This window comes from Pseudomonas sp. SDO5591_S426, from assembly GCF_054070755.1.
The window spans coordinates 1-19,245 of the sequence record NZ_JBSVXD010000113.1; the positions used below are offsets into that span (position 1 = coordinate 1).

At 59.2% G+C, this 19,245-nt stretch carries 17 protein-coding genes; 9 read left to right on the top strand and 8 right to left on the bottom strand.

Annotated elements, in window-relative coordinates:
* Positions 1-67: 67 nt before the first annotated feature.
* Entirely contained in the window at positions 68-826 is a 759-nt protein-coding gene (locus ACW9JC_RS20100) for an SDR family oxidoreductase (RefSeq protein ID WP_150704000.1), read from the bottom strand.
* A gap of 163 nt (positions 827-989) precedes the next feature.
* Here ACW9JC_RS20100 and ACW9JC_RS20105 point away from each other — a divergent pair, with 163 nt between their 5' ends.
* The 4 genes from ACW9JC_RS20105 (at position 990) to groL (ending at position 4,501) form a co-directional block, all read left to right on the top strand.
* A complete protein-coding gene (locus ACW9JC_RS20105) occupies positions 990-1,721 on the top strand; it encodes a HugZ family pyridoxamine 5'-phosphate oxidase (protein ID WP_457457085.1) in 732 nt (243 codons plus the stop codon).
* 66 nt (positions 1,722-1,787) lie between these two features.
* A complete protein-coding gene (locus ACW9JC_RS20110; protein WP_075945519.1) occupies positions 1,788-2,264 on the top strand; it encodes an FxsA family protein in 477 nt (158 codons plus the stop codon).
* Positions 2,265-2,511: 247 nt separating this feature from the next.
* Positions 2,512-2,805 (top strand): co-chaperone GroES, encoded by a 294-nt coding sequence (locus tag ACW9JC_RS20115; RefSeq protein WP_457457088.1) that lies wholly within the window; start codon positions 2,512-2,514, stop codon positions 2,803-2,805.
* A gap of 49 nt (positions 2,806-2,854) precedes the next feature.
* Positions 2,855-4,501 carry a chaperonin GroEL gene (gene groL, locus ACW9JC_RS20120; protein WP_338582751.1) on the top strand — a complete coding sequence of 549 codons (1,647 nt, stop codon included), beginning with the start codon at positions 2,855-2,857 and terminating at the stop codon, positions 4,499-4,501.
* 132 nt (positions 4,502-4,633) lie between these two features.
* Here the strand turns inward: groL and ACW9JC_RS20125 are convergent, their stop codons facing one another.
* Complete coding sequence (locus ACW9JC_RS20125; RefSeq protein WP_457457090.1) at positions 4,634-5,377, bottom strand: phosphatase PAP2 family protein; 744 nt, start codon at positions 5,375-5,377, stop codon at positions 4,634-4,636.
* Positions 5,378-5,595: 218 nt separating this feature from the next.
* On the opposite strand from ACW9JC_RS20125, the gene colR reads away from it, so the two are divergent.
* From colR to ACW9JC_RS20150, 5 genes are all read left to right on the top strand, one after another.
* The gene (gene colR, locus ACW9JC_RS20130) at positions 5,596-6,279 is read left to right on the top strand and encodes a two-component system response regulator ColR (protein WP_457457092.1); all 684 of its coding nucleotides are present in this window, start codon (positions 5,596-5,598) and stop codon (positions 6,277-6,279) included.
* Entirely contained in the window at positions 6,269-7,543 is a 1,275-nt protein-coding gene (locus ACW9JC_RS20135; protein ID WP_338582747.1) for a sensor histidine kinase, read from the top strand. The genes colR and ACW9JC_RS20135 overlap by 11 nt, the downstream gene beginning before the upstream one ends.
* A 150-nt stretch (positions 7,544-7,693) precedes the next feature.
* A complete protein-coding gene (locus ACW9JC_RS20140; RefSeq protein WP_457457095.1) occupies positions 7,694-8,362 on the top strand; it encodes a class I SAM-dependent methyltransferase in 669 nt (222 codons plus the stop codon).
* Between the two features lie 4 nt (positions 8,363-8,366).
* Positions 8,367-9,080 carry a lipopolysaccharide kinase InaA family protein gene (locus ACW9JC_RS20145; protein WP_457457097.1) on the top strand — a complete coding sequence of 238 codons (714 nt, stop codon included), beginning with the start codon at positions 8,367-8,369 and terminating at the stop codon, positions 9,078-9,080.
* A gap of 2 nt (positions 9,081-9,082) precedes the next feature.
* The gene (locus tag ACW9JC_RS20150) at positions 9,083-9,307 is read left to right on the top strand and encodes a hypothetical protein (RefSeq protein WP_419708724.1); all 225 of its coding nucleotides are present in this window, start codon (positions 9,083-9,085) and stop codon (positions 9,305-9,307) included.
* Between the two features lie 61 nt (positions 9,308-9,368).
* Here ACW9JC_RS20150 and ACW9JC_RS20155 read toward each other — a convergent pair whose 3' ends face one another.
* From ACW9JC_RS20155 to ACW9JC_RS20180, 6 genes are all read right to left on the bottom strand, one after another.
* On the bottom strand, positions 9,369-12,395 hold the full coding sequence (locus ACW9JC_RS20155; RefSeq protein WP_457457100.1) for a multidrug efflux RND transporter permease subunit: 3,027 nt from the start codon (positions 12,393-12,395) through the stop codon (positions 9,369-9,371).
* A 14-nt stretch (positions 12,396-12,409) separates the two neighbouring features.
* Complete coding sequence (locus ACW9JC_RS20160) at positions 12,410-13,558, bottom strand: efflux RND transporter periplasmic adaptor subunit (RefSeq protein WP_457457102.1); 1,149 nt, start codon at positions 13,556-13,558, stop codon at positions 12,410-12,412.
* 207 nt (positions 13,559-13,765) lie between these two features.
* A complete protein-coding gene (locus ACW9JC_RS20165; protein ID WP_457457104.1) occupies positions 13,766-14,863 on the bottom strand; it encodes a DUF1513 domain-containing protein in 1,098 nt (365 codons plus the stop codon).
* A 14-nt stretch (positions 14,864-14,877) separates the two neighbouring features.
* Positions 14,878-15,942, bottom strand: coding sequence for an imelysin family protein (locus tag ACW9JC_RS20170; RefSeq protein WP_338582733.1), 1,065 nt, complete (start codon positions 15,940-15,942; stop codon positions 14,878-14,880).
* A gap of 27 nt (positions 15,943-15,969) precedes the next feature.
* Positions 15,970-17,397, bottom strand: coding sequence for a di-heme oxidoreductase family protein (locus tag ACW9JC_RS20175; RefSeq protein ID WP_457457106.1), 1,428 nt, complete (start codon positions 17,395-17,397; stop codon positions 15,970-15,972).
* 293 nt (positions 17,398-17,690) lie between these two features.
* On the bottom strand, positions 17,691-19,046 hold the full coding sequence (locus tag ACW9JC_RS20180) for an imelysin family protein (protein WP_457457108.1): 1,356 nt from the start codon (positions 19,044-19,046) through the stop codon (positions 17,691-17,693).
* Between the last annotated feature and the right edge of the window lie 199 nt (positions 19,047-19,245).

Genomic DNA, 19,245 nt, shown 5'->3' on the forward strand with positions numbered 1-19,245 from the left:
TACATGGATCGGCTTGCACCTGTAGGAGCTGTCGAGCGAAGCGAGGCTGCGATCTCTTGATTTTGCTTTAGATCCGCAACCCGCCATCCATCTCCAGAATCCGACCGGTGTAATAGTCGTTCTCGAAGATGTACGCCGCCGAATGGGCGATTTCGTCAGGCTTGCCCATGCGCTTGAGCGGAATCCCGGCAGTCATCTTCTCCAGCGCTTCAGGCTTCATGCCCAAGGTCATTTCGGTTTCGATGAAGCCCGGTGCAATGCCGGCGACACGAATGCCGTAGCGCGCCAGTTCCTTGGCCCAGGTCACGGTCGCGGCGGCGACACCGGCCTTGGCGGCGGAGTAGTTGGTCTGACCGACGTTGCCAGCGCGGGAAATCGACGAGATATTGATGATCGCGCCGCTGTTGTTCAGCTCGACCATTTTCGCCGCGACTTCACGGGTGCACAGGAACACGCCGGTCAGGTTGACGTCGATCACCGCCTGCCACTGTGCCAGGCTCATCTTGGTCATTTCGCCGTCCTTGACCTTGAGTAGCAGACCGTCACGCAGGATCCCGGCGTTGTTGATCAGGCCGTGGATCGCGCCGAAGTCTTCAGCAACCTGGGCGACCATGTGCGTTACTTGCTCTTCATTGGCGACGTTGCACAGATAAGCGCGAGCTTCGACACCTTTGGCCTTGCAGGCTGCTACCGCGTCGTCGAGTTTTTCCTGGTTCAGGTCGACCAGGGCCAGCTTCGCGCCTTTGCCCGCGAAATACTCGGCCATCGAGCGGCCTAAACCCTGGCAACCGCCAGTGATAATGATTACTTTGTCAGTGAGTTGCATTCGCATGCCCCGGTAGCAGGTCTGAGTGGTTTTCCTTAGAGAGCCTCTCGATCTGCACCTGACGTGGCCTGGCTGCACATGAGAACTGCCCCGATGGCGTGCTGGGACTTTCCACCAGCAGCCCGTCCGTTTTTTTGACGGATTCTATATAAGGAGTCATAAATTGAGCGTTGAAGCGGCTAAGCATGCACGAGAATTGCTTCTCAAGGAATACCGTGGAGTGCTCTCGACACACTCCAAATCAATACCCGGTTTCCCGTTCGGCTCCGTGGTTCCGTACTGTCTGGACGAGCAGGGCCGGCCGCTGATCCTGATCAGCCGTATCGCCCAGCACACCCACAATTTGCAAAAAGACCCGAAATGCTCGTTGTTCGTGGGTGAGCGCGGCGCTGAAGACGTACAGGCGGTCGGTCGCCTGACTTATCTGGCTGAAGCGCAGCAACTCGAAGACGAAACTTCCATCGAAGCAGCTGCCGAGCGCTACTACCGCTACTTCCCGGAGTCGCAGGGCTACCACAATGCCCATGATTTCGATTTCTGGGTGCTCACGCCGGTCCGTCACCGCTATATCGGTGGCTTCGGTGCGATTCACTGGGTCAATGAGCTGACGCTGGCCAATCCGTTCGCCGGCAAGGCTGAAATCAGCATGGTCGAGCACATGAACGCTGATCACGCCAAAGCCATTGCCCATTACGTGGACCTGGCGGGTTTGCCGAAAACTTCGCCAGCACAATTGGTCGGTATCGACACCGAAGGCATGCACCTGCGCATCGGTCAAAGCCTGTACTGGCTGCCGTTCCAAGCGCCGTGTAATACGCCGACACAAGTTCGCGAAGCCTTGGTTTTCCTGGCTCACGCTGAACATTGGCCGAAAAATGAAGTGGCCGACGCTTGAATTCACGAAACGGCGACGTCATCTAAGGTGAACTGGCAAGGCATTCTTGCGTTGAGGAACCATTTGATGCGCCCTTTTTTGTTGCTCTTTCTGCTGTTCCCGGTGTTGGAGCTGTTCGTATTCGTCAAGGTGGCAGGGGCGATCGGGTTTTTCCCGGCCCTGCTGCTGATCATTCTCGGCTCGATGTTCGGCGTGTTCGTGCTGCGCATCGCCGGCCTGGCCACGGCGCTGCGTGCCCGTGAAAGCCTGAACCGCGGCGAGTTGCCGGCCCAGACCATGCTCGAAGGCCTGATGCTGGCGTTGGCCGGTGGTCTGTTGATCCTGCCGGGCTTCATCAGCGACGTGATCGGCCTGATCATGCTGCTGCCGATCAGCCGCCGTCTGCTGGCCAATAAAATGCGCCAGCGCGCCGAAGAGCAGGCGATCCGCCAACGGGCGTTTGCCGATGATCTCCAGGCCCGTGGCGGTCCTGCACCGCGCGAACCCTTGGGTCGTGAGCCCAATGTGATCGAAGGCGAGTTCGAACACCGCGATACCAAGTAACACCTCAGCGACACGGCACCTTCGGGTGCCGTGTTCGTTTGCGGGACATCGACATGAAAATTTTTCGATGCCCACCCTTGTAATAAGCTTATGCGCCCTTATGTAACGGTCACCGCAAGGTTTCTGGCGATCACGCCAGACAGACTTCCGCGGTTCGCTTGACGAACCGCACCCGGCACCGCCGGACTTTGTTAAACCCGCCGGGACTACACCGGCCGATGAAAACCACAATTAGGAGAGATCGACAATGAAGCTTCGTCCTCTGCATGACCGCGTCGTCATCCGTCGCAGCGAAGAAGAAAAGAAAACCGCTGGCGGTATCGTCCTGCCAGGTTCGGCTGCTGAAAAAGTCAACAGCGGTGAAATCCTCGCAGTCGGCACCGGCCGCGTACTGGAAAACGGTGAAGTGCGTGCACTGGCCGTCAAAGTTGGCGACAAGGTTGTGTTCGGTCCTTACTCCGGCAGCAACACTGTGAAAATCGACGGCGAAGACCTGCTGGTAATGAGCGAGAACGAAATCCTCGCTGTTATCGAAGGCTGATTACCCGCTCATTTTCCCGCGACTACAAAGTATTTAAGGAATATCGATCATGGCTGCTAAAGAAGTTCTGTTTGGCGATTCCGCCCGCAAGAAAATGCTCAAAGGCGTCAACGTCCTGGCTGACGCGGTAAAAGCGACCCTGGGCCCGAAAGGCCGTAACGTGATCATCGAGAAGAGCTTCGGCGCTCCGACCATCACCAAGGACGGCGTTTCCGTCGCCAAAGAAATCGAACTGGAAGACCGTTTCGAAAACATGGGCGCGCAGCTGGTCAAAGACGTTGCCTCCCGTGCCAACGATGACGCTGGTGACGGTACTACCACCGCTACCGTTCTGGCTCAGTCGATCGTCAACGAAGGCCTGAAAGCCGTCGCTGCCGGCATGAACCCGATGGACCTGAAGCGCGGCATCGACAAGGCGACCATCGCCATCGTCAAAGAGCTGAAAAACCTGTCCAAGCCATGCGCTGACACCAAGGCAATCGCTCAGGTTGGCACCATCTCCGCCAACTCCGACAACTCCATCGGCGACATCATTGCCGAAGCCATGGAAAAAGTCGGCAAAGAAGGCGTAATCACCGTTGAAGAAGGCACTGGCCTGGAAAACGAACTGTCGGTTGTAGAAGGCATGCAGTTCGACCGTGGCTACCTGTCCCCGTACTTCGTCAACAAGCCGGAAACCATGGTTGCCGAGCTGGACAACCCGCTGGTTCTGCTGGTCGACAAAAAAATCTCCAACATCCGCGAAATGCTGCCAGTGCTGGAAGCCGTTGCCAAAGCCGGCCGTCCACTGCTGATCGTTTCCGAAGACGTTGAAGGCGAAGCCCTGGCGACTCTGGTCGTGAACAACATGCGTGGCATCGTTAAAGTCGCGGCCGTCAAGGCTCCAGGCTTCGGCGACCGTCGCAAGGCCATGCTGCAGGACATCGCCGTTCTGACCGGCGGTACCGTTATCTCCGAAGAGATCGGCCTGAGCCTGGAAGCCGCTACCCTGGAAAACCTGGGCAGCGCCAAGCGCGTGACCATCTCCAAGGAAAACACCATCATCGTTGATGGTTCTGGCGTAGCCGGCGACATCGAGTCCCGCATTGCCCAGATCCGTGCACAGGTTGCCGAAACTTCCTCGGACTACGACCGTGAAAAACTGCAAGAGCGTCTGGCCAAGCTGTCCGGCGGCGTTGCAGTGATCAAGGTTGGCGCTGGTTCCGAAGTTGAAATGAAAGAGAAGAAAGCCCGCGTTGAAGACGCCCTGCACGCTACCCGTGCAGCCGTTGAAGAAGGCGTGGTACCTGGCGGTGGCGTTGCACTGATCCGTGCTCTGCAAACCCTGAACGATCTGAAAGGCGACAACGCTGATCAGGATGTGGGTATCGCTGTTCTGCGTCGTGCCGTTGAAGCACCGCTGCGTCAGATCGCTGCCAACAGCGGTGACGAGCCAAGCGTTGTGGTCAACGAAGTCAAGAACGGCAAAGGTAACTTCGGTTACAACGCTGCGACTGGCGAATACGGCGACATGATCGAAATGGGTATCCTGGACCCAACCAAGGTTACCCGTTCCGCTCTGCAAGCTGCATCGTCGATCGGCGGTCTGATCCTGACCACCGAAGCCGCTGTTGCTGATGCACCGAAGAAAGACGGCGGTGCTGGCGGCGGTATGCCAGACATGGGCGGTATGGGCGGCATGGGCGGCATGATGTAAGCCAGCCTCACCCCTGTACTAAAAACCCCGCCTGCGAAAGCAGGCGGGGTTTTTTATTGCCTTTTACAAACATCAAAGTCAAAGGATCGCCCGAGGGCTCGGTCCGCGCTCGGGCGATCTTTTGATCTTCTATCAAGCCCTTACCGGTTCGGCCTTGTCTACTCGTTCAACGCTGGATGCCGGCCGATAAAGAATCCAGTAATACGACCCCAAACAAATCAGCCAGCAGAACACTGCCGTCCACACGTTGTGGGAGAAAAAGTGCGCACCCTGCATCATCCGTCCAATGGAAAACACCGTGCCGAGGGCGAAGGCAAAAACAAACGCCGCCCGTGCCAGTCGTGGGCGACGATCACGCAACACAAAGAACAACGCAAACAGCGTGAACCCGGTTGCCGCATGCCCGCCCGGCCAGCAGCGGCCCGGTTTTTCCGTAGCCGGTCGAGGGCTCAGCAATTCACTGTAGGTCTCATGCCCGCCGAACTGTTCAAGGCTCCATGGGCATTGCACCGCCGTCACCGCTTTCATCGGCGTGACAAAGGAAGTCGCCAAACCCAGGGACAACACCAGACAGCCCAACTCCCGTTTGAACGGCTTGAGCCTTGTCATGAAAAACGAGCCGGCAAAGCCAAGGATGGCAAACACCGAGAAAGCGATGACCACTTGTTTGGCGCGATCGTGCAGAACCGTTTCCAGAAAATAACTGTGCCGGCCGATGAAATCCCCGGCCACTGGGTCGTAGAACAGTTTGGCCAGGTCCATGTCCAGAGACGTCAGTTCGAGCAGCATCAGAATGATTGCCGCAACGGCAGGAACTCCAAGGCAAACCCAGAAGTTGAGCGGGCGAGAAGCGGGGCGGACAAGGGTCGAAGCCATGCGGGTTCCTTGGTTGGGAAAGTGTTCTGAAATGCGCAGCCGCGCAGAGTTTGAACCCGATCCTGTCGTCAACGTGTGAATCGATAGTGAAAAAGTCGTTAACCCTGCAAACGTTTGATTTCAGCCATTCCAGCCGCACGCAATCCTAGCCCTGAGCCACACTTGGCCTTAAGCTGCGCGGGCCAAGACGGCCGTTACTGTGTACGGAGAAGGTGCCCATGCGAATTTTATTGGTTGAAGACAACCGCGATATCCTCGCCAATCTGGCCGATTACCTGGGGCTCAAAGGCTATACCGTGGATTGTGCACAGGACGGTTTGTCGGGCCTGCATCTGGCGGCCACCGAGCATTACGACCTGATCGTGCTCGACATCATGCTGCCCGGCATTGACGGCTACACCCTGTGCAAACGCCTGCGCGAAGATGCCCGCCGCGACACGCCGGTAATCATGCTAACCGCGCGCGATCAACTGGACGACCGGTTGCAGGGCTTCAAGTCCGGTGCCGACGATTACCTGATCAAGCCATTTGCCCTGTCTGAGCTGGCGGCGCGCATCGAGGCCGTCATGCGCCGTGCCCAGGGCGGTGGGCGTCGTACCTTGCAAGTCGGTGACCTGATCTATGACCTCGACACGCTGGAAGTCACCCGCGAAGGCCGATTGCTCAAACTCAACCCGGTGGGATTGAAGCTGCTGGCGGTGCTGATGCAGAAAAGCCCTCACGTATTGCGTCGGGAAATTCTCGAAGAAGCGTTGTGGGGCGACGACTGCCCGGACAGCGACAGCCTGCGCAGCCACGTCCACCAGTTGCGTCAGGTGATCGACAAACCGTTCGCCAAACCGTTGCTGCACACCGTGCACGGTGTGGGTTATCGCTTGGCCGAGGGGCGTGATGGAGTTTAAGCAGAGCCTTGCTCAACGGATCATCATCGCCTTTGCGCTGATGAGCGCACTGGTGGCGGGCGCCTTTGCCATGGGCATCGTCGCCACCGTGCACCTGGTGGAAGAAAAACTGATCTCGGCTGGCCTGGGCGGCGACTTGCAACGGCTGTTGCTGATGGACAACGTCTCCGACTGGAGCCATCGCCCGGAACCGGACCAGTTGTTCTATTTCAGCGGCGGACCGGGCGATTTCGAGCTGCCCAAGGATTTGCGCCATCTGGATTCGGGGTTTCACGAGGTCTTCCGCGAGCAGCTGTCGTACCACGCGATGGTCGAGATCGTCGACGGTCGGCGCTATGTGTTGCTGCAGGACCAGAGCGATTTCGAAGAGCGTGAGCGGGTGCTGTTTGCCGTCGTCCTCGTCGGCTTCGTACTTAGCCTGGCACTGGCGGTTTTCCTCGGTTGGGTCCTGGCGCGCAAGGTAATGGCGCCCGTTGTGCGATTGGCTCGGCAAGTTCGTCATCGTGATCAATTGTTGGGCTTGGCGCCGCCTCTGGCGCCGGATTATGCGGCCGATGAAGTGGGTGAGCTGGCAGTGGCCTTCGATGCCACCCTCGGACGTTTGCGCCAGGCATTGACCCGGGAGCGCTTGTTCACCAGTGATGTCAGTCATGAACTGCGCACGCCGTTGATGGTGTTGGCCAGTTCTTGCGAGTTGCTGCTGGAAAATCCGGGCATCGACCAGCGCGGTCGTGCTCAGGTCGAACGAATCGCCCGAGCCAGCGAAGAAATGCGCGAGCTGGTTCAAACCTTCCTGATGCTCGCCCGCGCTCAGCGCGAAGATGCCGGTATGTCACCGCAGCAAACGCTCAGCGGCGTGGCCGATGGCTTGATCGGTCAGTGGCGCGGGCCGATCGAGACCAAAGGCCTGACCCTGGTTTTTGATCCGGGCCAGCCACAGAACATTCGCTACAACGCCACTTTCCTCAATGCAGTGATGGGAAACCTGCTGCGTAACGCACTGCATTACACCGAACGCGGGTTTATCCGACTAACCTTGACCGCCACGGGGTTCCTGGTCGAAGACAGCGGCGTGGGCATTCCTGAAGAGAAACGCGAGGCGATGTTCGAGCCTTTCGTGCGAGGTAATGAAAAACGTGGCGAAGGCCTGGGATTGGGGCTGTCGCTGGTGCAACGGATCTGTGAAAACCAGGGCTGGAGCGTCAGCCTGACGAATATGGAGCCCCATGGCTGTCGTTTTGAAGTGCAGTTGCAGGCGTCTTAGTTGAATTTTCCCGGTTTGGTCTATGTTTTCTTGTAAAGCCTGGAAACACTTCAGGGTTTTACATGACAAATTTTTCACAATTGGATGACTTGGCACTGACATTGCGCTGCCTAAGGTGGATGCCATCAGAAGTGCAAGGAGACCTTGGTGATGGCCGGTCCAATCAAGCTGGATTTTTCCGAAAAATACGACGACAAACACGCGCAACGCTACCTGCGTAAACACCAGGATGGTCTTGGCCGTCGACTATCCCATTGGCGCGATGAACAGCTGGCGCGCAAAGCGCTGACGCTGATCGGTGAGCCGGGTCTGGTCCTCGATTTGCCCTGCGGCGCGGGACGATTCTGGCCGTTGCTGGCAGAAAAACCCAACCGGGTGATCATCGGCGCCGACAACTCCGAGTCCATGATCAAGATTGCTACGCAGGCACAACCCGCCGAAGTGGTCAAACGGGTACAACCCTTGCACACTTCTGCATTCGACATCGCCTTGCCTGATAACGCCGTCGACAGCATTTTCTGCATGCGTTTGCTCCATCACATCGGTGAAGCCGAGCATCGACTGGCCATTCTGCGCGAATTCGAACGCGTCACCCGCGACAGCGTTGTCCTTTCGCTGTGGGTGGACGGTAATTTCAAGGCGTGGAAACGCAAGCGCGCAGAGAGAACCCGTGGGCAGGAAGGTTACCAAAATCGTTTTGTGTTACCGGCTGTTACGGTAGAAAAGGAATTTGAACAAGCGGGTTTCAGAATTCAGGAACGTCTGGACTTTTTGCCGCTCTATGCCATGTGGCGGGTTTACGTATTACGCAAGAGGTAACAGGATGGCAGTGCAGTGTGCAGCAGGTTCGAACGTCGTTTCCCAGGACCGCTTCGACTATTTCTGGAATCAGCGCGGTGAATGGGTAGAAGAGCCCAACGTCCGTCGCGGAGGAGAAAGTGGCGTACAGCGCGTCGTGGGTAGCGATGGTCAGTTGCTCTACGCGAAGCGACAAACCGGCCATATCCACCGCAGCTTGCTGCACCCCTTCGGGCGGCCGACGGTGCTGCGCGAACGCGATGCGCTCACCGGTGTGAGTGCGCTTGGCGTGCGCGTTCCGGAAATCGTTTTTTGCGGGGCACAGCGCGATCCGGTGCACAAATGGCGCGCGTTGCTGGTCACCAAATCACTGGACGGCTTCGAAGAAATCGAACACTGGTACGCCGGTGGCGGCCGCGAGCGTCACGGTGAGGCGGTGCACGATCGAGTCCTGAAGGAGTTGGCGGAAAACCTGGCGCGCATGCACAAGGGTCGTTGGCAGCACAGTTGCCTGTACATCAAGCACGTGTTCGTGCGTGTAACCGGTGAAGGTGAAGCCGCCACGGTTGAGGTCGCGTTGATCGATCTGGAGAAGTGCCGGCAGCGTCTGACCGCCCATCAGGCGGCCGCCCATGATATGAAGCAACTGCGTCGCCACTCGTCGTTCAGCCCTACGGATTGGGAAAAACTCGTCTACTTTTATAAGACGGCGTTTGGCAGCGCTATCAAAGGTTTATAGCAATGAAACTCGAAGTTGCGCGAGGTTTGTTTCTGGTAGGAGCCTTGGCAGTTGCTTCACTCGCGGTGGCTGCCTGGGAGCAGCCACGCACGCAAGTTCTGAGTTCAACGAACGGCGAATATTGCCCATTGCCACGGGTTGCCAAAACAACCGTGGCTACCCAGCCCGATCATGATCTGTTGCTGTTCATGTTCGGACTGTCTCAAGGAATGAGGCCGCAAAGTTGAACAGAATGAAGCCCAAATAAAAGGCCTCGCTGATGCGAGGCCTTTTTTATTGCCAGACTCCCTACGGCTTGTCGGGCTTGGCCAGCAACGTATAAACGCACGGCAAAACAAACAAAGTGAACAACGTGCCGATCGACATACCCGTCGCAATCACCGTTCCGATATCAAACCGACTGACCGCCCCAGCCCCAGTGGCGATGATCAACGGCACCATGCCGAATACCATCGCGGCGGTCGTCATCAACACGGGCCGCAGACGAATGGCCGCCGCTTCTTCCACGGCCTCGCGGGCTGTCAGGCCCTTGTCCTTGCGCAACTGGTTGGCGAATTCGACGATCAGGATGCCGTGCTTGCTGATCAACCCGATCAGCGTCACCAATCCGACCTGGGTGTAGATGTTCATGCTCGACCAGCCGAGGAACAGCGGAATCAATGCACCGCAAATCGACAGCGGCACCGTCACCAGAATCACCAACGGATCGCGGAAGCTTTCGAACTGGGCGGCCAGTACCAGGAAGATGATCGCCAATGCCAGGGCAAAGGTGACCCACAACGCACTGCCTTCCTGAACGTATTGTCGTGATGCACCGGCATAGTCGATTGCAAAACCCGCCGGCGCCTCTTCCCGGGCGATCTGGCGCACGGTATCGATGGCCTCGCCCATGCTGACCAGCGGCACACCTGAAAGGATCGCCGAGTTGAGTTGTTGAAACTGGTTCAGTTGCCGTGGCCGCGCCCGGTCGGTCACCGTAATCAGGGTCGACAGGGCCAGCAGCTCACCCTGGGTGTTCTTCACGTAATAATTGTTCAACCACTCCGGGTTATCCCGGAAGGGGCGCTCAACCTGGGCAATGACCTTGTAACTGCGGCCTTCGATGGTGAAACGGTTGATCTCCGCCTCGCCCAGCAGGGTCGCCAGCGTTCCGCCGAGGTCCTGCATCGAAACGCCCATCTGTGCGGCTTTGGCGCGATCGATGTCCACCACCACCTCAGGCTTGTCGAAAGCCAGGTCAACGTCGACGAAAGCGAACTGACCGGATTCCATCGCGCGTTTCTTCACCCGGTCCATCACTTGCAGCAGCAACTCGTAATCGTTGGCGGTATTGATGACGAACTGGAAAGGCAGCCCCTCACCGGTACCCGGCAACGAAGGCAGGTTGAAGCCGAAAATCTGCAATCCCGGGATACTTTCAAGCTTGGCCTGAACATCGGGCAGGATCTGCATCTGCGTCCGGCTGCGCTCGTTCCACGGTTTGAGCAGGAAACCGCCGATCCCCGATTGCACGCCATTGAAGCCGTTGATCTGGAACGAGGAGTAGTACTCGGGAAACGCCTTGAAGATCGAGATGAACTCGTCGGTGTAGGTGTTCAGGTAATCGAGGTTGGTCGGTTGCGGGGCGTTGGCCATCATGAAGATGATGCCTTGGTCTTCGTCCGGCGCCAGTTCCGATTTGGTGAACTTGAGCAACACCGGAATCAGGCATAGCACGATTACCGCGAACACCAGCACCACCGGCCGGGTATTGAGCGTGCCGTGCAGCATGCGTTGATATCGGCGTTTGAGGCCTTCGAAAATCATATCCAGGCGATGGGCCAAACCGCTGGGGTTTTCATCGTGACGCAGCAAAAAGGCGCACATCATTGGCGACAATGTCAGCGCCACGATGCCGGAAATCACCACGGCACCGGCCAGGGTCAGGGCGAATTCCTTGAACAAGGCCCCGGTAAGCCCCGTCAGGAAGCCGATCGGTGCATACACAGCCGCCAGGGTGATGGTCATCGAGACCACCGGCATGGCGATTTCCCGGGCGCCCTCGATTGCGGCGTCCATCGGTGTCTTGCCTTCCTCGATGTGGCGGTGGATGTTCTCCACCACAACGATCGCGTCGTCTACCACCAGACCGATGGCCAATACCATCGCCAGCAGGGTCAGCAGGTTGATCGAGTAGCCCATCATCTGCATGAAGAACATCACCCCGATCATCGACAACGGGATGGTGACCACCGGGATCACCACCGAACGCAGTGCACCGAGGAACAGGAACACCACCACGATCACGATCAGCACCGCTTCGAACAGGGTTTTCACCACTTCATCGATGGAAGCCTGGATGAACAGCGTGGCGTCGTAGGCGATTTCACCCTTGAGGTTCGGCGGCAGCTGGGCCTCAAGGTCCGGCATGATCTTGCGCACTTCCTTGATCACGTCCAGCGGGTTGGCGCCGGGCGTGGCCTTGATGCCGATGTACACCGAGGGCGTACCGCCGAAGGAGCTGATGGTGTCGTAGTTTTCCGCGCCCATCTCGACCCGTGCCACATCGCGCAGCAATACACGACTGTCGCCGTCGACCTTCAGCGGGATCGCGGCGAAGGCCTCGGCGGACTTGAGTTCGGTACTGGCGTTGATGCTGGTCACCACGTACTCGCCCTTCACCTCGCCGGCAGCGGAGAGGAAGTTGTACTGGCGCACCGCGTTGGTCACGTCACTGGCCGTCAGCCCGAAACCGGCGAGTTTCACCGGGTCCAGCCACAGGCGCATGGCGAACACCTGGTTGCCGAGAATCTCGGCTTCGGCCATGCCCGGCAAGGTCGCGAGTTTTGGCTGGATCACCCGCGACAGGTAGTCGGTGATCTGTGGGTTGCTCAGTTCCTTACTGAAGAAGCTGATGTACATCAGCGCCGAGGCGTCGGCGGCTTCCTTGCTCAGGACCGGGTCTTCGGCGTCCTGAGGCAACTGGTTCTTGACCTCGTTGGCCTTGGCCAGCAGTTCGGTGAACAGTCGATCGCTGTTGGCGCCGATACGCGCGTAGATCGAGATCACCGAGAAGTTCTGCCGACTGACCGAGGTCATGTAGTCGATGCCCTCGGCGCTGGCCAGGCTTTGCTGCATCGGCTGGGTGATGTAGCCCTGAATGGTTTCGGCGTTGGCTCCGGGGTACGCGGTGGTCACCGTGATCAGGGCGTTTTCCATTTGCGGGTATTGGCGCAGCGGCAACTTGCTCCAGGCTTGAAAGCCCAGCAGCACGATCAGCAGGCTGACCACGGTGGCGAGCACCGGGCGGCGGATGAACGGGTCAGTAAAAGCCATTGGAGGTTCCTTGATCAGTCAGCGCGAGGCTGACTGTTCTTTTCGGCCAGGGTCTTGTCGTCGCTGATGGCGATATGCGCACCGTTGTCCAGTTTGATCTGGCCGGCCGTGACAACCGTTTCACCGTTCTGCACGCCTTTGGTGACCATCACCATCCCGTCGCGACGCTCGCCGGTTTCGACAAAGCGCCGTTCAGCGATAAGCACCGGCTGGCCTTTGTCGTCCTTTTCCACACTGCCGTCTTCGGCTTTCTTCTGGACGGCGACATAGACCGAATTGCCGTAAAGCGTGTAGGTGATCGCGCTTTCCGGTACGACGATGCGCGGCTGCGGATCGGGCAACATGACCTGCAGGCTGGCGAACATCCCCGGGAGCAGCTTGCCGTCAGGGTTGGCCAGGGTCGCGCGGACCTGCACGTTGCGGGTGCTGTTTTCGACTTTCGGGTTGATGGCGCTGATGGTGCCGGGGAATTCCTCGGTCGGATAAGCCGCGACAATGAGCTGCACCGGTTGGCCGACAGCGATCTTCGGCACCGATTGCTCGGGCACGAAAAAGTCGACGTAGAGGCTGCTGAGGTCCTGCAGGGTGGCGATCATGGTGCCGGTGGCGACGTAGTCGCCGACATCCACCTGACGAATGCCGATGGTGCCGCTGAACGGAGCGAGAATGCTTTTTTTGCCGAGTGCAGCCCTGAGCTGGTTGACCGTGGCCTTGCTCTTTTTCAGGACTGCCGAGAGTCGGTCGAATTCACCTTTGGAAATGGCCTGGCTGCCGACCAGTTGGCTGCCGCGGGAGTAATCCACCTGCGCCAGGCCGAGGTCGGCCTGTGCGGTTTCCAGCAGGGCGCTTTCCACGGCGCTGTCGAGCCGCACGATCGGCTGGCCGGCCTTGACCTTCTGCCCTGACTCGAACTGTACATCGATGACAGTCCCGTCGGTCTCAAGGCTCAGGTCCACTCCTTGCAATGCCTTGAGCGTGCCGACCGTGGGCAGGCGGGCTTGCCATGGCCGTTCGGTCGCCGTGGCCACAGCGACGCTGATCGGAGGTTTCGGCGCGGAGAAGCCTTGAATCATCGTGTAGATGGAGAAGGCTTTGTAACCGGCCAGGACCAGCACGATCAACAGAACAACACCCAACATGATCAGCATGCGGCGACGCAGCATATTTCCAGTTCCTTGGAGAAAATCAGGTGAGACAGTGGGGCACATTACCGCGACTGGGAAGGGTAATCCAACTGCCAGTTTTTACAGGCACGCTCTGCCCTTGTAGGAGCCGAGCTTGCTCGCGATAGCGGTGTGTCAGTCAGCATGATGCTGCATGTGCGGCCGTCATCGCGAGCAAGCTCGGCTCCTACAAAGAGCGGGGTGTTTTCAGATGAGGTGAAGATGGTTGTCCCAGAGCCCTGCCGGCAGTTCCAGTGGTTTTGCAACCAGATCTGTCTGTCGGCAATCGTAGTAGCGGCACCGACCCTGGCCCGAGGTCACGACAAACCCGTCGGCGACCGCACCAACCCCAGCGCAATCGGGAAGCGGCGCGTCCAGGCGCACTTCACCGCTGTCCAGGTCCCAGATGAAAAAGCGGTTGCCCCGTGGCGCAGTCAAGGCCACCAGCCGCAAATCACTGTGTACAGCGACGCTCGCGGTGTAGTGCCCCATGGCCTGCAATTGATGCTCGGGCACCGGGAACGCCACGAACGGCTGGCCGGGACGCTTGATCGCGAGCAGTTCCGATTTTTCGTGCGAAGCGCCCATGAATTGCTGGCCGGCGACGATGGTGCCGTCGCTGGCAATGCCCAGGTGACGCACGCTGTTCATTTGCTGGGGAAGCGTTTCCTTGCTCAGCAGAGTGCCATCGCGCTGCATCAGGACCAGGCTTGGTTCCATTGCATTGAGGTTCATCTCGACCCGGCTTTCGGCTTCGGTGCGAATACCTCCGTTGGCCACCACCAGGGTTTCGCCATCGGGCATCCACGACACTTGATGCGGGCCGATGCCGTGGGTGGAAATCTCGCCGCTGTGCACCAACCGCTCACTTTCGAACTTGTACACGCCGAGCAGGCCGCGACCCGGATCGCTGGTGTCGTTTTCGGTGGCGTACAGCCAGTCGCCGCTGTGGTGAATCACCGCGTGACCGTAGAAGTGCCGGTTCGGCTGCGACGTCACGGTTTGCAGCAGCGTGCCGTCACGCAAGTCGATCAGGTAGCTCTCGGTGCCGGGGCGCCGGGCGACAAACAGCGCGATCGGCAGCGACGGGTGATTGATGATGTCGTGGCAGCGCTGGCCGACCTGGGTGGCAAACACCCGGGTGCCGTCCAGCCGATATCCGACGGCGTAATGCTTGCCATCAGTATCGTCCCGCGCCGAAAGCAGCAACGGGCTGGCATCCTTCTGCCTGAACAGCTTCCAGCCGCCCAGTGTCACTGCTCCCAGCAGCAAACTCCCTAAGGTCAGAGCCTGACGTCGCAGCATGGCACTCGCCCTCATCAGTCACCGTCGTTGGCGTTGAAGCCCAGTTGGATGCCCAGCGCCTTGGCCAGTTCGCCTTCGTGCAGGCGGTGGACGACGTTGAGACTGTCGTAGATATCGTTCAGTTGCTGGCGACCGGCGTCGTCATTGAGCATTTCGGTCAACGAGCGCTGGTTGCTGGCGAACAGTTTCAACGAGGCGGCGTAGGCGGCGTCGATCTTGTCGGCCAACGGCTTTTGCTCGCTCGGCAACAGGCCGCGAATGCCTTTGTTGTCGACACCTTCCCACACGGTTTTGGCCGCGGCGAGGCTCGCTTCCATGCCGGCCAGAGACGACTGGCTGCGCCATGCGTCGGCCTGGAACGGTTGCGGAACGCCCTTGGTCTGGCGGCCCATCGGCGTGCCGAGTTTTTTCTTCAGACTGTCGAGGGCAGTGACTTGCACGCGCAGCAGATCGGCGATCGCTTCGTGGGAGTCGGCGTAACGCTGGTTCGGGAATTTGCTCATTTGCGCGAGCATGCCGTCGGTGTTGTTCCAGCTTTTCAGAATCTCTTCGGCCAGTTGCTTCTGACGTTCACCAATGGCGACCAGCAGTGGGCAGTACTTGGCCTTTTGCTCGGCGTTGGCCACGTCAGGCTTGCTGTCGAACAGGATGTATTCGTAGGCCGACAGACCCTGGACCACAACGCTGGACTTGGCCAGCGCGGCGGCGTCGATCTGTGGCTGCGCGGTGACCAGTTGTTCGACCTGGCGGCCGACGAGGTTTTTCTTGTCCGGCCAGAATTGCACTTGCCAGGCACGGTTGCCCTCGGCCAGCGGCCCGATCAGCAACGGTTGCAGCTCGGCCCAGGCTTTTTGCGCGTGCAGGAAGTCGGCACGGGCGGTGTCCAGGGTCTCCTTGCCTTCGCAATAGGCGAGGGCGCTGACGGCCAGTTGGCGGTCGGCCTCAACCCAGCGGGTATAGGTCGGCAGGATTACCGATTTGGCAATCGCTGCCGAAGTGACGGCCTGCGGGTCCTGTGGCGAACAGGCGCCCAGGGCTAGCGCGGCAAGGCTGGTGAACAACAATTTGGGACGGAACATGTCGGGCTCCCGCGAGTGGAATGCGTATTAAAGGGAATTCAAAAACGCCAGCAACGCAGCGCGCTGCTCGGCATTGAAAGTCAAAACCTGTTGCTGTGCCGCTTGCGCTTCGCCGCCATGCCAGAGCACGGCTTCGAGCAGGTTGCGGGCACGGCCGTCGTGCAGGAACTGGGTGTGGCCACTGACCGCTTCGGTCAAACCGATGCCCCACAACGGCGGAGTGCGCCAGTCGCGGCCACCGGCCTTGAATTCAGTGCGGTTGTCGGCCAGGCCGTCGCCCATGTCGTGCAGCAGCAGATCGCTGTAGGGGCGAATCTCTTGATTGGCCAGTTCAGGTTCGGCGGCGTTGGCGGCGGTGGTGTATTTCGGCGTGTGACAGGACTGGCAACCGGCCTGATAAAACAGATTTTTGCCGGCCAGCACTTCAGGCGTGCCGACATCGCGACGCGCCGGTACGGCGAGGTTGCGGGTGTAGAACAGCACCAGACGCAAAATGTTGTCGCTGACTTCCGGCTCGCCATCGGGGCCGCTACCGCTCGGCGCCTGTTTGCAGGCGGTTTGTGCATCGGTGCAGTCATCAAAGGGTCTCAGGCTGGTGGTGAGGCCCATGTCACCCGAAAACGCGTGAACGTTTTGTTGGTTGAGGTTCGGTTGCCCGGCCTTCCAGCCGAAGCGTCCCACAACAGTCTTTTGCTGAGCATCGTCCCAGACCCGGTTCGGGCGTCCGGCGATGCCGTTGTTGTCCTTTGCCTGCGCTTGGGCATTGGCCAGGATCGCCTCTTCCGGGATGGCTTCCAGCAAACCCAGGCCGATCATCGGTGGCGCTACCCGTGCAGAGAAACGCGTGTCGGGATGCATCGGGCCGTAGCCCAATTGGGTGATGTTCAAGCTAGGTTTGCGCAGTTCGACTTCGGTGCCGTCCTTGAAACGCATCTTTACCGGCGTGTATTCAACCCGCACTTTGCCTTCCGGGACAACACCGGGCACGGCCATGTCCTGGAACTGTCCGCCGTACACCGGCTCCGGCACGACACCCTGCTGCTCGATGATTTTTGCGTAGAGCGGATCATCGGGGATCGACAGGCGCACCAGCATCGATACCGCATTCGAGTCATTGGGCTCGGGCGGATGGCCGCGGCCGTCCTTGATGTGGCAACCCTGGCACGCGTTGGTGTTGAACAGCGGACCGAGGCCGTCACGGGCGGTGGTGGTCGACGGGGCGATCACCCAGGGATTGCGGAAGAAGCTGTTGCCGACGCTGAAGTCCACGCGCCGCGAGGGTGGCAGGTTAGCCGAGGGCAACGAAAACGCGTTCTGGTCAGTCTTGCGCACGGTTGTACTTCCCCCGGAGCGGGCTTCTCCGGGTTCTGCCTTGGTAAAACGCGGGGCGTCATCGCAGGCACTCAGGCCCAGGGCCAGAAACAGTGCGGACAAGCGAAGAGGCAGCGAGGGCATCAGACATCCTGCAAGACGAGCAAAATAAAGGCGCAAAGTCTAACAGGGCAGGGGGTTTTGAATAAGAGGAATTATCGTTTGCTTTGATGTGGGCCGGGATTTTCGCTTGAGACCACGGCGACGCAATCGCTGGCAAGCCAGCTCCCACAAGAATTGCGGGAGCACTCAGATTTTGCGAGCGCCACCGAACCTGTGGGAGCTGGCTTGCCAGCGATGAGGCCATCAGCAACATTGCAAAACACCGATATGAAAAAGGCGACCCGAAGGTCGCCTTTTTAGTCAGCCAGCGTTGATCAGAACTCGTGATCAGCGTTGTCCGGGTTCAGGTCGGCGATGCCCAGTTTGCCAGCGGCGGCTTCGATCGAACCGGTCTGCTTGACCAGCGAAGCGATGGCGTCACGGACGATCTGGTTGCCAGCGGTGTTGCCGGCAGCGATCAGCTGGTCGTAGTGCTCACCCTTGTTGGCGTGATCAACGATGACCTGCATCTTGGCTTCGGTAGCAGCCAGGTCGGCTTTCAGCGCGGTGTCGGCAGCCGGGTCAACCTTGGCCACCAGGGACGACAGGCTGGCGCCGGTCATTTTGGTGCCGTCGACACGAGTGTATTCGCCCAGGTACACGTTACGAACGCCTTTGGCATCGTAGAACTGCGAGTTGTGGGTGTTGTCGCTGAAGCAATCGTGTTCGTCTTCCGGGGAGTTGGCTTCCAGGGAAACCTTCATGCGCTCGCCCGCCAGTTCGCCCAGGGACAGGCTGCCCATGCCGAACAGCATTTTGCGCAGGCCGCTTTCAGCCGGCTCGGCCTCCAGGGTGGCGCGGTAGTTGTCGGCCACGTTCGGCTTCCAGTTACCGACCATTTCTTCCAGGTCGCTGACCAGCAGTTGGGTCACGGATTTCAGGTAAGCGCGACGACGATCGTTGTGACCGCCGGTGGCGCCTTTGCCTTCCAGGTAGTCCGAAGCCGGACGGTTGCCGGCGCCAGGGCCGGTGCCGTTCAGATCCTGGCCCCAGAGCAGGAATTCGATGGCGTGGTAGCCAGTGGCGACGTTGGCCTCGGAACCGCCCAGCTCGTTCAAGCTGGCGAGTTTTTCCGGGGTGATGTCCTTCACGTCGACCTTGTCTTCGCCGACCTGGATTTCAGTGTTGGCGATGATGTTGGCGGTGGCGCCCGGGTTACCCAGTGCGTGCTCGTAGGATTTATCGACATAGTCGATCAGGCCTTCGTCCAGTGGCCAGGCGTTCACCTGACCTTCCCAGTCATCGATGATGGTGTTGCCGAAGCGGAACACTTCACTCTGCAGGTAAGGAACGCGGGCAGCGATCCAGGCAGCCTTGGCGGCTTTCAGGGTGTCGTCGTTCGGCTTGGCGAGGAACGCGTCGACGGCAGTTTGCAGGGTTTTCGCGGTGGATTCGGCATCGCTGTAAACAGCGAAAACGATGTCGGCGTAATGCGCGACAACGGCTTTGGCGGCAGCTTCGTCGACTTTACCGGCAGCGGCAGGTGCGGCGGCTGGAGTAGCCGGGGCAGCAGCGGTGCTGGCAGCCGGCGCAGGAGCGGCAGCTTTTTCTTTGTCTTTGCCTTCACCACAGCCGGCGAGGGAAATAGCGATGGCCAACAGACTGGCGGTAGCCAGAGGCATACGAATCATGGCGAACATCCTGCTTCGAGAGGGGGTGGTATAACGCGTCCAGCGCGCAAAACTGCCACATAATGCAAATCTTTCGCATTATGTGTAAAGGGTTGTGCTTGGAAATATTTCTTATTCACGAAAGAGCACGCTTCACCCTGTAGGAGCGAGCCTGCTCGCGATGGACGTCAACGATAACGCGTGCAGTCTGAATGAACGC

Excerpts from the sequence above, each read along its gene's own strand:
- ACW9JC_RS20150 (WP_419708724.1), top strand. The coding sequence starts at position 9,083 with ATGAAACTCGAAGTTGCGCGAGGTTTGTTTCTGGTAGGAGCCTTGGCA.
- ACW9JC_RS20170 (WP_338582733.1), bottom strand. The coding sequence starts at position 15,942 with ATGTTCCGTCCCAAATTGTTGTTCACCAGCCTTGCCGCGCTAGCCCTG.
- ACW9JC_RS20180 (WP_457457108.1), bottom strand. The coding sequence starts at position 19,046 with ATGATTCGTATGCCTCTGGCTACCGCCAGTCTGTTGGCCATCGCTATT.
- ACW9JC_RS20110 (WP_075945519.1), top strand. The coding sequence starts at position 1,788 with ATGCGCCCTTTTTTGTTGCTCTTTCTGCTGTTCCCGGTGTTGGAGCTG.
- groL (WP_338582751.1), top strand. The coding sequence starts at position 2,855 with ATGGCTGCTAAAGAAGTTCTGTTTGGCGATTCCGCCCGCAAGAAAATG.
- ACW9JC_RS20175 (WP_457457106.1), bottom strand. The coding sequence starts at position 17,397 with ATGCCCTCGCTGCCTCTTCGCTTGTCCGCACTGTTTCTGGCCCTGGGC.
- colR (WP_457457092.1), top strand. The coding sequence starts at position 5,596 with ATGCGAATTTTATTGGTTGAAGACAACCGCGATATCCTCGCCAATCTG.
- ACW9JC_RS20165 (WP_457457104.1), bottom strand. The coding sequence starts at position 14,863 with ATGCTGCGACGTCAGGCTCTGACCTTAGGGAGTTTGCTGCTGGGAGCA.
- ACW9JC_RS20100 (WP_150704000.1), bottom strand. The coding sequence starts at position 826 with ATGCAACTCACTGACAAAGTAATCATTATCACTGGCGGTTGCCAGGGT.
- ACW9JC_RS20155 (WP_457457100.1), bottom strand. The coding sequence starts at position 12,395 with ATGGCTTTTACTGACCCGTTCATCCGCCGCCCGGTGCTCGCCACCGTG.
- ACW9JC_RS20140 (WP_457457095.1), top strand. The coding sequence starts at position 7,694 with ATGGCCGGTCCAATCAAGCTGGATTTTTCCGAAAAATACGACGACAAA.
- ACW9JC_RS20125 (WP_457457090.1), bottom strand. The coding sequence starts at position 5,377 with ATGGCTTCGACCCTTGTCCGCCCCGCTTCTCGCCCGCTCAACTTCTGG.
- ACW9JC_RS20115 (WP_457457088.1), top strand. The coding sequence starts at position 2,512 with ATGAAGCTTCGTCCTCTGCATGACCGCGTCGTCATCCGTCGCAGCGAA.
- ACW9JC_RS20135 (WP_338582747.1), top strand. The coding sequence starts at position 6,269 with ATGGAGTTTAAGCAGAGCCTTGCTCAACGGATCATCATCGCCTTTGCG.
- ACW9JC_RS20145 (WP_457457097.1), top strand. The coding sequence starts at position 8,367 with ATGGCAGTGCAGTGTGCAGCAGGTTCGAACGTCGTTTCCCAGGACCGC.
- ACW9JC_RS20160 (WP_457457102.1), bottom strand. The coding sequence starts at position 13,558 with ATGCTGCGTCGCCGCATGCTGATCATGTTGGGTGTTGTTCTGTTGATC.